The sequence below is a fragment of the Azoarcus sp. DN11 genome, assembly GCF_003628555.1.
Lineage (GTDB): Bacteria > Pseudomonadota > Gammaproteobacteria > Burkholderiales > Rhodocyclaceae > Aromatoleum.
Window position 1 is genome coordinate 2,366,619 of the sequence record NZ_CP021731.1, and the last position, 13,142, is coordinate 2,379,760.

8 protein-coding genes and 1 riboswitch are annotated in these 13,142 nt (G+C 65.7%); of the genes, 5 read left to right on the forward strand and 3 right to left on the reverse strand.

What is annotated here, in order from left to right; translation table 11 throughout:
* Positions 1 to 13 precede the first annotated feature (13 nt).
* The 5 genes from CDA09_RS10845 (at position 14) to CDA09_RS10865 (ending at position 8,414) form a co-directional block, all read left to right on the forward strand.
* Positions 14 to 688, forward strand: coding sequence for a response regulator (locus CDA09_RS10845; protein WP_121428637.1), 675 nt, complete (start codon positions 14 to 16; stop codon positions 686 to 688).
* Positions 669 to 2,087 (forward strand): sensor histidine kinase, encoded by a 1,419-nt coding sequence (locus CDA09_RS10850; RefSeq protein ID WP_121428638.1) that lies wholly within the window; start codon positions 669 to 671, stop codon positions 2,085 to 2,087. The genes CDA09_RS10845 and CDA09_RS10850 overlap by 20 nt, the downstream gene beginning before the upstream one ends.
* A gap of 220 nt (positions 2,088 to 2,307) precedes the next feature.
* Complete coding sequence (locus CDA09_RS10855; RefSeq protein ID WP_121428639.1) at positions 2,308 to 5,841, forward strand: PAS domain S-box protein; 3,534 nt, start codon at positions 2,308 to 2,310, stop codon at positions 5,839 to 5,841.
* A gap of 12 nt (positions 5,842 to 5,853) precedes the next feature.
* A complete protein-coding gene (locus CDA09_RS10860) occupies positions 5,854 to 6,273 on the forward strand; it encodes a response regulator (protein WP_121428640.1) in 420 nt (139 codons plus the stop codon).
* Positions 6,274 to 6,278: 5 nt separating this feature from the next.
* Entirely contained in the window at positions 6,279 to 8,414 is a 2,136-nt protein-coding gene (locus CDA09_RS10865) for a two-component system response regulator (RefSeq protein WP_121428641.1), read from the forward strand.
* 101 nt (positions 8,415 to 8,515) lie between these two features.
* On the opposite strand, the gene cobT is transcribed toward CDA09_RS10865, so the two are convergent.
* The 3 genes from cobT to CDA09_RS10880 form a co-directional block, all read right to left on the reverse strand.
* Positions 8,516 to 9,556 (reverse strand): nicotinate-nucleotide--dimethylbenzimidazole phosphoribosyltransferase, encoded by a 1,041-nt coding sequence (gene cobT, locus CDA09_RS10870; protein WP_121428642.1) that lies wholly within the window; start codon positions 9,554 to 9,556, stop codon positions 8,516 to 8,518.
* 83 nt (positions 9,557 to 9,639) lie between these two features.
* A riboswitch (cobalamin riboswitch) is annotated at positions 9,640 to 9,817 on the reverse strand.
* A 79-nt stretch (positions 9,818 to 9,896) separates the two neighbouring features.
* The gene (locus CDA09_RS10875; RefSeq protein WP_121428643.1) at positions 9,897 to 11,459 is read right to left on the reverse strand and encodes a trimethylamine methyltransferase family protein; all 1,563 of its coding nucleotides are present in this window, start codon (positions 11,457 to 11,459) and stop codon (positions 9,897 to 9,899) included.
* 233 nt (positions 11,460 to 11,692) lie between these two features.
* Complete coding sequence (locus tag CDA09_RS10880; RefSeq protein WP_121428644.1) at positions 11,693 to 12,916, reverse strand: hypothetical protein; 1,224 nt, start codon at positions 12,914 to 12,916, stop codon at positions 11,693 to 11,695.
* Between the last annotated feature and the right edge of the window lie 226 nt (positions 12,917 to 13,142).

The following is a 13,142-nucleotide window of genomic DNA, read 5'->3' on the forward strand; positions in this document are numbered from 1 at the left end:
GCAAGGGGCCGAAATGCGTGTTCTCCTGGTGGAAGACGACCTCCTGGTGGCCGCGGGCATCCGCGAGGGGCTGGAAAAGGCCGGCTTCGCCGTCGATCACCTGGCTGCCGCCGAGCCTGCAGAATCGGCGCTCGGTTTCACCCATTACGATCTCGCCATCATCGACATCGGCCTGCCGCGCATGGACGGTCACGAACTCATCCGCCGCCTGCGCCGGCGCGGCGTCCAGCTGCCGGTCCTGATTCTGACCGCCCGGGACGGCCTCGACGACCGGGTCGTCGGCCTCGACCTCGGTGCCGACGACTACATGGTGAAACCCTTCCTCCTGCCGGAGTTGCTCGCCCGGATGCGGGCGCTGATCCGCCGCAGCCGTTCGGCAGTCTCGTCGGAACTGAGTGCCGGCCAGGTCAGCCTCGACCTCGCCCGGCGCGTCGCGACCGCCAACGGGGCACCGCTCGAACTGACCGGGCGTGAATGGGAAATCCTGCAGCAATTGATGCTCGCCAGCCCGAACGTCGTCGTCAAGCAGAAACTCGTGGAAAGTTTGAGCGAGTGGGACAAGGAACTGACCGCCAATGCCGTGGAAATCTACGTTTCCCGGCTGCGCGCCAAACTGCAGGGCTGTGGTGTCGAAATCCGCACCTTGCGCGGCATTGGGTACCGGCTAGATGAAACCGGGACGGCCTGAACGCCACCGGCGGACGCTGCGCCAGCGGCTGCTCCTGTTCCTGCTGCTGCCCATGGCAGGTCTGCTGGTGATCAGCCTGACGACGGATTATCAATTCGCCTTCAATCCCGCGCAGGAAGCCTACGATCATGCCCTGATCGACGATGTTCTCGCCCTGGCGGCGCGGGTCCGCTCATCCGGGCCGACACTCGAGGTCGACCTGCCGGCGGCGGCCGACGCGGTTCTGCGCAGTGATACCACCGACGAGGGATTCCTCGCAGTGTATGGCCCGGACGGGCAACTGCTGGCGGGCGATGCCGATCTCAAGCCGGATGCGCTCTCGGCCAGCCTGGTCCCGCTCTTTACCAATGCCAGGCTACGCGGCCACCGCATCCGCAAGGTCTCCTACCGTTTGGAAACGGAGCGGGGGGTGGTGACGGTGGTGGTGGCCGAGACGACCCGCAAGCGCGAGCGCGCCGGGTCGAAAATTCTCGCGGCGATGATTCTTCCCAATGTCCTGATGATTGTCGCCACGCTGGCTCTGGTTTATTTCGGCATCCGCACCGGCCTTGCGCCCCTGAATCACCTCAGCGAGGAAATCGGCCTGCGTTCGCCGCGCGACCTGAGCCCTCTGCCCAAGGGCGACGCCCCCGGCGAGGCGGTCCCCCTGCTCAATGCCATAGACGCCCTGATCAAGGATCTGCGGGCGGCGGCCATTGCCCAGCAGGCTTTCCTCGCCAATGCTGCCCACCAGCTCAAGACCCCGATCGCCGGGCTGCAGATCCAGCTCGAACTGACGGCCGAAGAACTGCCGCGGGAATATCGCAACCGCATTTCCCACCTGCGCGATGCCACCCAGCGCCTGGGCCACCTCGCGCATCAGTTGCTGGCCCTGGCCCGCTCGGGCTCCGAAGCCGACGTGGTGCACGAACGCCGGCCTGTCGACCTGGCCGTGCTGTTGCAGTCCTGCGCATCGAACTGGTTCGACGCCGCGCTGGCGAAGGACATCGACCTCGGTTTCGAGCCGGAGGCGGCGGTGATCGAGGGCTCCGAATGGCTGCTTCGGGAACTGCTCAGTAATCTTATCGACAATGCCCTTGGCTACACCCCGCAGGGAGGCGTGGTCACCGTCCGCTGCGGCGTCGGCGACGAGCACCGGCCTTACATCGAGGTCGAGGATACCGGGCCGGGAATTCCGGAATCCGAGCGCGGGCGCATCTTCGACCGGTTCTATCGCGCCGAAGGGACCCCGGGCACCGGTACCGGGCTGGGGCTGGCCATCGTCAAGGAAGTGGCCGACCGGCATAACGCCGATATCGAACTGACCGACGCGACTTCCGAGGGGGGCACCCGCATCCGCGTCAGTTTCCCGCCGCTCCGGCCGCTCGCCGAAGTCCCGCTGCCACAGGCCGATGCGTAGGCAGCCATCCGCCCCTTCCGTCCTGCGCGTGTTGACGGAAGAAGTGTTTGCCGGGGGGCGATCCCGGGCGACGTGACGGCTCACGATGGTGATTTCCAAAAAAGGTCCAGAAGAGGGGGAGTGGACGTCTTTCACGCACGGTCTATAACGTGGCAGTGCAAGTGGCCGGGCGTGAACAACCTCCAAGGTGGTCGATACAGATCGGATTCAGGGGGAGTCGATGACAAGTGAGCGTGTTGCCCCTGGGATATCGCTGCGTGCAGCCCTGCTGCGGCTGGTTCTGGCTTCGCTCATGCCGCTCGTGCTGGTGGGGGCGGGCTTCCTGTGGCTGCAGTGGAACACGTATCGCACCGTGGCCGTCGAGGGGCTGCGTGAGCGCGTGCAGACGCTGGCGCTGGCGGTGGAGCGCGAGCTCGGCATGAATCTGGCAATCCTCGATACGCTCGCCGCGCTGCCGGAGATCGATAGGCGCGACTGGACCGGGTTCCACGAGATCGCCGCTGCCGCGATGTCGCCGCACGCGCTCGGCTGGGTCGTGCTGGTCGAGCCATCCGGGCAGATGGTGGTCAATACGCAGGCTCCCGTCGGCGCCCCTCTGCCCAATCTGCTGCAGATGTATGCGAAAAGGCAGGAGATCGAATGGGAGGGGCGGCACCTGCCTTCGTTCGACACGCGCATCCTGGAGCCGCTGCGCTCGGGACACGCCAGTGTCACGAGCCTGTTCTACGGTCCGGTGACCCGGCGGCCCGTGCTGAGTGCGAGCGTGCCGGTGCTGCGCAACGGCGAGCCACGCTACTCGCTTAACATGGGTTTCACGCCCGACGCGCTGGCCGCGCTGGTGGGCAGCCAGGGCGGTTCGAGCTCCGCAAACGCTGCGGTGGTCGATGCCAACGGGCGGATCATCGCGCGCAGTGCGGATCAGGCTCAATACCTGGGCGCCCGGGCTGCGGCTCCTTTCGATCGGGTCGTTGCGCTGGGGCGCGAAGGCGTCGGTGAAACTACCGACCTCGAAGGCGTGCCCATCGTATACGCGTATCGGCGTGTGGCGTCGGCCGACTGGGTGATCGTGATCGCGATTCCCCGCCACGAACTCCTCGCGCCGGTCTTGCACATGTTCGTTCCGTGGCTGATCGCGGCGGTGCTGCTTCTCGGCGCAGCGGCCTACCTCGCGCACCGGCTGCAACGACGCATGGCGCTGCCGCTCACCGCACTGGCCGCCTCGGCAGGGGCGCTTCAGCGGGGTATCGCGCCCGACATCCCGGACACCCGCATCCGGGAGCTCGACACCCTGAGCCGTGCACTGCGCCTGGCGGCGCAGCGGGAGCGGGAGGTCCGCGAGGAACTCGAACTGCGGGTACAGCAACGCACCGCCAGCCTCGAGGAGGAGTCGCGACGGCTGGAACAGACCGCCGCCGCCTTGAGGGTGAATGAGGGGCAGATGGAGGCGTTGCTCGAAAATACGCCCGCCATCATCTTCATGAAGGATCTCGAAGGGCGTTACCTGCTCGTGAACCGGTATTTCGAGCGGGTCTTCAATCTGCGCGGCGAGGGTATCGTCGGCAAGACCTGCGCCGAGCTCTTTCCGCCGGACGTTGCCGAAAGGCTGCGCGAAGACGACCGCCACGTGCTCGAGGCCGGCGCACCGGTGGAAGTCGAGGAAGTCCTCCAGCAGGAAGGCGAGCCGCGCAGCTACCTGGCGATGAAGTTTCCCGTCCGGGACGCCGACGGACGCATATACGCCTTGTGCGGCATCGCCACCGACATCACCGAGCGCAGGCGGACCCGGCTCGAACTGATGCGGACGCTCACCGTGCTGCAGGCGATCCTCGACAGCGCGAGCTACGCGATCATCTCCACCGACACGCAGGGTACGATCCTGACCGTCAACCACGCGGCCGAACGCATGCTGGGGTATTCGGCCGCGGAACTCGTGGGCCGGGCGACACCGCAGATCTTCCATGACGCGGAGGAAATGGCGCAACGCGCGGCGGCGCTCTCGCGCGAACTGGGCAAACCGGTGGCTGCAGGCTTCGAGGTCTTCACGGTGAGACCGCAGCGCGACCAGCTCGACGAGGACGAATGGACCTACGTGCGCAAGGACGGCGTGCGCGTTCCGGTACGGCTTTCCATCACTGCGCTGCGGGATGCGCAAGGTGAGATTACCGGCTACCTTGGCATCGCCTCGGACATTACCGAGCGCAAGCGGGCGCAGCAGGCAATGCTCGAGCACGAGCGCCGCTTTCGTGCCATCTTCGACCAGACGTTCCAGTTCACCGGGTTGCTCACCCCGGACGGCACCGTGCTCGAAGCCAATCAGACAGCGCTCGACTTTGTCGGCGCCGAGCGTATCGACGTGGTCGGTCGCCCTTTCTGGGAGACGCGGTGGTGGCGCATTTCGCAGGAAGTGCGGGATCGACTGCGGCTGGCCATCGCTGAGGCCGCGCAAGGCAAGTTCGTGCGCTACGAGATCGACGCCTTCGGTGCGAACAACACCATCCGCACCCTGGATTTCTCGCTCAAGCCGGTGTACGACGAGCATGGTGAAGTCGTGCTGCTCATTCCGGAAGGGCGCGACATCACCGAGCGCAAGCGCGCGGAGGAAGAGGCGCATGCGGCGCGCGCCCGGTTCGCCGGCATCCTCGAGATCGCCGCCGATGCCATCGTCTCCATCGACGAGACGCAGCGCATCACCTTGTTCAACAAGGGGGCGGAGCAGATCTTCGGCTACCGCGCAGACGAAGTCCTGGGCCAGCCCCTCGACATCCTGCTTCCCGAGCGGCTGCGGGCAGTGCACCGGGAACACGTCGCCGCGTTCGGCCGGTCCGAAGACGTCACGCGGAAAATGAACGCGCGGGGGTCGGTCTCCGGGCGTCACAAGGACGGCACCGAGTTTCCGGCCGAGGCATCGATCTCCAAGCTCCGATTGACGGGCGAAACGGTCTTTACCGCGACCTTGCGCGACATCACCGAGCGCAAGCAGGCCGAGGCCGCCATCGAGCACCTCAACCGCGCCTTGGAGCGGCGCGCGGCCGAACTCGAAGAGGTTAACCGCGAGCTGGAGTCTTTCTCCTATTCGGTGTCTCACGACCTGCGCGCGCCGCTGCGCAGCATCGATGGCTTCAGCCAGGTGTTGCTGGAAGACTATTCGGATCGCCTGGACGAAGAGGGGCGCGACTCGCTGCGGCGCGTGCGCGCTGCCAGCCAGCGCATGGCGCAGCTGATCGACGACATCCTCACGCTGTCGCGCTTGTCGCGCGCGGAGATGCGGCGCGAGCGGGTCGATGTGTCGGCCATGGCGCGCGCGGTTGCCGACGAACTGCGCGAGGCCGATCCGCTGCGCGAGGTGGAATTCGTCATCGCGGACGGCGTCGCCGCGGCGGCCGATCCACGCCTGTTGCGTGTCGTGCTGGAGAACCTGTTGGGCAATGCGTGGAAGTACACCGCGCATCATCGGCGCGCGCGGATCGAGTTCGGCACCGAACGGCGCGACGACGGTGCCATCGCGTACTTCGTGCGCGACGACGGTGCCGGATTCGACATGGCGTACGCCGGCAAACTGTTCGGGGCATTCCAGCGATTGCACACGGCGGCCGAATTTCCGGGCACCGGCGTGGGTCTCAGCAGTGTGCAACGCATTGTTCACCGTCATGGCGGCAAGGTGTGGGCGGAAGCTGCGGTGGAAGCGGGGGCAACGTTCCGCTTTACGCTCCCCGATGATGCCGCGATCGAGTGGCAAGGCCACGAGCATCCATAGGGAGGCTATGCAATGGAAAACCGAACCGTACTCCTCGTGGAGGACAACGCGGACGACGAGGCATTGACCCTGCGCGCGTTGCGCAAGCACAACATCACCAGCGTCGTGGTCAAGCGCGATGGTGCCGAGGCGTTGGGCTACCTGTTCGACGGGCGCACACCGCTGCCCGCGGTCGTGCTGCTCGATCTGAAGCTGCCCAAGGTGGATGGGCTCGAAGTCTTGCGGCAGCTGCGCGCGGAAGCGCGCACGCGCATCCTGCCGGTGGTGATCCTGACCTCGTCCAGGGAAGAGGGCGACCTGCTCGAAGGCTACGGGTGTGGCGCAAACAGCTACATCCGCAAACCGGTCGATTTCGTCGCATTCATGGAGGCCGTGCGCCAGCTGGGTGTGTACTGGCTCGATCTCAACGAACCGCCGCCCGTGCAAGGATAGCCATCATGGCCGGCCAGCCGCTCAAGGTGCTGATCGTCGAGGACGTCGAGGACGACGCGCTGCTCATCGTGCGCGAACTGCGTCGCGGCGGCTACGATCCGCTGCCGACGCGCGTCGAAACCGCGCCGGCGATGCAGGCCGCCCTCGGTGGCGGCGGCACCTTCGATCTCGTCATCTCGGACTATACGCTGCCGCACTTCTCCGGCCCCTCGGCGCTGGAGCTGTTCAACCGCTGCGGCTGCGATCTGCCGTTCATCATGGTCTCGGGCACCATCGGCGAGGAAACCGCGGTGCGCCTGCTCAAGGCCGGTGCCCACGACTTCATCCTCAAGAGCAATTTCGCGCGGTTGGTGCCGGCGGTGGAACGCGAACTGCGCGAAGTCGCGGTACGCCGCGCGCGCCGCCTCGCCGAGGCACGCCTGCGCGAGAGCGAGGAGCGCTACGCGCTCGCTGCGCAGGGCGCCAACGACGGCCTGTGGGACTGGGACCTGCGGTCCGGGTGTGTGTACTACTCGCCGCGCTGGAAAAGCATGCTCGGTTACGCCGGGGACGAAATCGGTGACGGAATCGAAGAATGGATCTCACGCGTGCATGAAGAGGACCGGCCGGGCGTGGAGGCCCGGCTGCAGGCGCACCTTTCGGGCGCCACGGCGCATTTCGAAAGCGAGCACCGCATGCGCAACCAGCGCAACGAGCTGCTCTGGATGCTCACGCGCGGTCTTGCCGTGCGCGACGAGGCTGGGCAGCCGTACCGCATCGCCGGTTCGCAGACCGATATCACCGAACGCAAGCTCGCCGAGGAGAGGCTGCGCTTCCAGGCCCTGCACGACGCACTGACCGGCCTGCCCAACCGCACCCTGTTCATGGAACGGCTGCACTGTGCGCTCGCCGGCGCTGGCGGATGCCACTTTGCCGTGATGCTGGTCGACCTCGACCGCTACAAGATCATCACCGACAGCTTCGGTCACAACGTCGGCGATGCGCTGGTGCTTGCGGTGGCGCGCGCGCTCAAGGCGCGGATCGGCCCACGCGACACGGTCGCCCGCCTCGGCGGCGACGAGTTCGCGCTGCTCGTCGAGGGGATGTCCAGCACCGATGCGGCTGCTGCCTTCGCGCGGGATTTCCAGGCTTCGCTCGCGCGGCAGCTGTCGATCGACGGCCACGAGGTGTTCACCTCGGCGAGCATCGGCATCGTCATGGGGCCGGGCGATTACGCCATGCCGGAGGAAATGTTGCGCGACGCCGATACCGCCAACCAGCGCGCCAAGGCGCAGGGCAAGGGGCGCTGCCAGGTGTTCGACACGACGATGCACACCTTCGCGGTCAACCAGTTGGGCCTGGAAACCGACCTGCGCCGGGCACAGGAGCGCGACGAACTGGTGCTCTATTACCAGCCGCTGGTCAATCTCGCCAGCGGCGAAATCGAGAGTTTCGAGGCCCTGCTGCGCTGGCGCCATCCCGTGCGGGGCCTCGTGTCGCCGACCGAATTCATCCCGATCGCCGAAGACACCGGCCTGATCGTACCCATCGGACGCTGGGCGCTGCAGGAAGCCTGTCGCCAGATCAGCGCGTGGCAGGCGCAGTTTCCGCAGCGGCGCCCGCAGGTGAGCGTCAACGTCTCCGCGGTCCAGTTCGCCCAGCCCGACCTCGCCGATGCCGTCCTCCAGTCACTGACCGAGGCCAGGCTGGAGGCCCGTTATCTGAAGCTGGAGATCACCGAGAGCGTCCTCATGGACGGCAGTGACGCTGTCCGTGCGGTGCTCGAACGGCTGCAGGGCGAGCAGATCAAGTTCCTGATGGACGATTTCGGCACTGGCTACTCGAGCCTGTCGTATCTGCACCGCTTCCCGCTGGACATCCTCAAGATCGACGCGTCGTTCGTGCAGAGAATGGACATCGAGGCCCGGCACGACGAAATCGTGCAGGCCATCGTCGCCCTCGCGCGCAGTCTCAACATGGACGTGGTGGCCGAAGGCCTCGAGACGCCGACGACGCTCGCGCGGCTGCGCGAACTGAACGTTGCCTTCGGTCAGGGCTTTCTGTTCTCGCGCCCGCTCGATGCCGAGTCGGCCGGCCGCCTGCTTGCGAGCGGACGAAGATGGAACGGGGCGAAGGCGTCGCACGGGGCGTCGGCAAGGTGATGCTGATGAAATCCGGCCGGCGCACGCCCAGGGCAGCTGCAGATCGGGCTGCGTGACGAAACAGCGGGCTCCGGGGAGGTCCCGGAGCCCGCTGCGCGGCATCACTCCTTGTCGGAAACGCCAGCCGACTCGAAGCTCGCCATCTCGTTGACGAAATTGACGGCCGCCTGCACCAGGGGATAGGCCAGCGCCGCGCCGGTGCCTTCGCCCAGGCGCAAGCCGAGGTCGATGAGCGGGCGGGCGTCGAGCGCGCTCAACTGCGCAAGGTGGCCGGGCTCGGCCGAACGGTGGCAGAACACGCAGTAGTCGGTGATGGCCGGCGCGAGGCGGGCGGCCGTCAGTGCAGCCGATCCGACAATGAAACCGTCGATCAGCAGCACCATCCCGGCCCGGGCTGCCGCCACCATCGCGCCCGCCATCATCGCGATTTCGAAGCCGCCGAATTCGGCGAGCACCGACAGGGGATCGTCCACCTTGCCGGTGCGGGCGAGGGCCTTTTCCAGCAATTGGCGCTTACGCGCAACGCCGGCGTCGTCGAGGCCGGTGCCGCGCCCGATGCAATCGGCCAGCGGCGTTCCGGTCAGGCAGTGGGTAATGAGCGAGGCGGCGGCGGTGTTGCCGATACCCATTTCGCCGAAGCCGACGATGTTGCAACCGTCGACGGCTAGGGTGCGGACGATGCCGGCGCCGCGCTCCATGGCTGTGGCGCACTCGGCCCGGGTCATCGCCGGCTCTTCGAGAAAATTCCTCGTTCCCGGCCCCACCTTGGCATCGATCAGCCCCGGGCGCGGACCGAAATCATGTGCTACGCCGGCATCGACCACGGTCAGCCCAAGGCCGTTCTGACGGGCGAAGACATTGATGCCTGCGCCGCCGGCGAGGAAATTTTCGACCATCTGCCAGGTCACGTCCTGCGGGTAGGCCGACACACCCGCCTTGGCCGCTCCATGGTCGCCCGCGAAGACGATCACGTGAGGGTTCCTCAGCGCGGGTGTGAGGCTCTGCTGCACCAGCCCGATCTTGAGTCCGAGGCCTTCCAGATCACCGAGCGCGCCGAGCGGTTTGGTCTTGCGATCGATCTTGTGCTGCAGGGCAACGGCAAACGCCCGATCCGGGGCTGGCACGGAAAATTCAGAATGCATTCGATTCATCCGGTAATGGAAAAGAAAAAGGGCTTCGCGGCCGCATCCCGACGGAATGCAACCGCGAAGCCCTGTCCACAGGCTCCCTGTACCACGTCACAGCAGGTCTTCTGGCTTTCGGATCAGCCGGATTAGCCGCGCCTTCCCGCCGGGTCTGTTTCCCCTGGGCAGTGGCATGTGCGGCATCCGTCCCCGATTACAGCGGCGGGCCCGCCACGGATTTGCACCGTGTTCCGTTTTGCTGTGACGGAACAAATTATCCCGATTGCCGACACGTCATGCAATCGCCTGCGCGCAGACCGATTCTGCGCCGGCCGACCATGTCGGGGCCGGCCGTCATTCAGGTGTTCGAGTCGGGGAAGGATTCCTTGCGCCGGCGCATGTAGGCCTGCAGGGCCTCGTCGACCGCGGGGTCGAGCTCGGGCGCCTCGTACTCGGCGAGCATCCTCTTCCAGCGCGCGTTGGCGCGCTGGGCCATGTCGAGGCGGCCCTCGGCGTCCCATTGCTCGAAGCTGTTGTTGTCCGCGATGGGCGAGCGGTAGAAGGCGTTTTCGAAGTTCGCCTGGGTGTGGGCGCAGCCGAGGAAGTGCTTGCCGGGGCCGACATCGCGGATCGCGTCCATCGCCTGGCCGTTCTCGGACAAGTCCACGCCGCCCATCAGGATCTGCATCATGCCGGCCTGGTCGGCGTCCATGATGAACTTCTCGTAACCCATCGCGAGTCCGCCTTCGAGCCAGCCCGCGGTATGCAACGCAAAGTTCACGCCCGCCAGCGCGGTCGGCAGCAGGGTGTTGGCGCTTTCGCTCGCGGCCTGCGCATCGGGAACTTTGGCGGCCGTCAGCGAACCGCCGGAACGGAAGGGAACGCCGAGGCGGCGGGCGAGGTGGGCCATCACGTACAGCACCAGTGCGGGCTCGGGGGTGCCGAACGTGGGTGCACCGGACTGCATCGACATGGAACTCGCGAAGCTGCCGAACACCACCGGCGCACCGGGATTGACGAGCTGGACGAAGGCCATGCCGGCCATCGCCTCGGCGAGCGTCTGCGCCGCCGTGCCGGCGACGGTCACCGGCGACATCGCGCCGGCGAGGATGAACGGGGTGACGATGCAGGCCTGGTTGTTGCGCGCATAGACCTTCGCCGCGCCCAGCATCGTGTCGTCGAAGGTCATCGGCGAGTTGGCGTTGATCAGGTTGATCACGGCGGTGCGCGGCTTGCCGGTCTCGGGGTCGATCCACCGGTCGCCAAGCAGGATTTTCGCCATTTCGACGGTGTCCTGCGCGCGGTCCGGATGCGTCACCGAGCCCATGAAGCACTTGTCCGAGTACTTCATGTGGCTATAGACCATGTCGAAGTGCCGCTTGTTGACCGGCAGGTCGACCGGTTCGCAGATCGTGCCGCCCGAGTGGTGGAGGCTCGCCGACAGGTAGGCGAGCTTGACGAAGTTGCGGAAGTCCTCGATGGTGCCGTAGCGGCGGCCGTCGTCGAGGTTGTGGGTGAAGGGGCAGCCGTAGGCGGGGGCGAAGACCGTGTTGGCGCCGCCGATGCGCACGCTGCGCTCGGGGTTGCGGGCGACCTGCGTGAACTCGCGCGGCGCATGCTCCTGGATCAGCTTGCGGCACATGCCGCGCGGCATGCGCACCCGCTCGCCCTGCACGTCGGCCCCGGCATCGCGCCAGATCTGCAGCGCCTCCGGGTCGTCACGGAAGTCGATGCCGATCTCCTCGAGAATCGTGTCGGCGTTGTGCTCGATGATCGAGAGCCCTTCTTCGTTGAGCACTTCGTAGAAGGGAACCTTGCGGGTGATGTACGGCACACTCGTGCCTTGCCCGCGTGACCGCGCCGCCCGGCGTGCCTCGCTTCCGCTGCGACCGCCGCGCCGGCGGGTTTCGGTGGTAATCATTGTCTCGCTCTCCATGGTGTGGTTCCGGACACATCGTCGTCATGAGTATGCGGAGGGAGATGGGGGCCGACATGACACGATGCGACCCGGGATTAGCGAATTGCGCCATGCCCGCTCCGGTAGGGCAGGGCAGATGTTTTTCGATCGCGCGTTGAAAACAGAAAAAGCGATTGCCGCAACCGCGACAATCGCTTTCGATTCGAATCGGCTTGCCCCGCCTTTCGGCGGCGCGCTCAGAAGTAGTAACCGATGCTGGCGTTGAAGCGCCTTCCCGATGCGTTGGACGAGCGGCCGGCGGCCAGTGCGTCGCCAAAGACTGGCGAGAGGTAAGGCTGGTTCTTGCCGTAGGCAAAGTCGAGCATGATCCACCAGCCGCCGCTGCCGAATTCGACGCCCGTCACGTTCTGCGTGCTGCGCTGAAAGCCGGCCGCGGATTTCCTCAGCTGGCTCCAGTCGTTATAAACGCGGAAGTTGCTGAACGGCCCGATCGAGCCGGGAATCTTGTAGCTGAGGCTGACGATATCGATATTGCCTTTTGCCGCCAGACGATTCGTAAAGCCGTACGAGCCGATGATGACGCAATCGTTGTTGCATGCCGTCCACCAGTTGCCATTCGCCGAGCCGTTTCCGGAGAAGTTGTTGCGATAGCGGATGGTCTCGAGCTTCACCCCGAAATTGCCGAATTCGCCCGCGTAATGAATCGTCTGGGCATTGCGTCGGCCGGCCGACAGGGTGGGGTTGGTCGTGTCGAGCTCGCCATTGAGTGCGGAAACACCGACTTCCGACTTGCCGCCACCGAGCTCGAACTCGTAGGCAAGGCGGCCGACAAAGGTGTTCCGTTCTTTTCTTCCGTAAGACTTCATCAGGTGGTTGCTGAAACGGAGCGAGTCATACCCGTCGAGCACCCGTGTATTGTCGGTGGCACCGAGCAGATGGCCACCGTCGGACGGAAAGAAAGCCAGCATCGTGCTCAGGCCGCCGTCCTTGCGCAAGTACTTCAGACCGAACGCGAAGGTGTCCTCATAGCCGGCGTAATAGGCCATTGATTCGAAGAAATTATGCGAGGCATACCGCAAACTTCCGAAGGGCACCAGATCCTCGCCGACGTGAAGTTCGCTCTTGTCAGAGAATCGCAGGCCGGCCCACAGGTATTCGTTCATCAGCAGGCTGGCGCCTTCGTTGGCACCGGTCTGGCGGGTCGAGTAATGGTAGTAGCGCTCCCGGCCGGACGAGATGAAGCGCCCGTCGTCATACGTGTAGCCAAGGCGGACCGTGTCGAATTCGAGCGTCCCCTTGCGGTCCGGATTCCAGCTGAGGTGCTCGGCCCGGATCCGCACGGCTCCGTCGAACTTGAGGGGAGAGTCCGCAGCCTGTGCCAGTGCCCCCGGGGCCGACAGGGAGAGACAGGTGGCGACGACCATAAGCGGCGCGGACGATGAACGCTTCAAAGACTTCATTGATCTTCCTCCTTGGTTGAATCTCGTTGTTGTGTAGTTTTCTAAATGCTCGGGCCACGTGCTCTGAATCGAATCGCCGTCCCCTTATCGCCGTGAATCTCTTCCCGTTTTGCGACGGACGACGCCATCGGGATCCCCTGAATCGAAAATGCGCGCCCGACCCGATTGGCACGCAAGAAAATGCAAGGGCAATTCGCACCCGCGGGGATCGACATCGCGGTGCCGG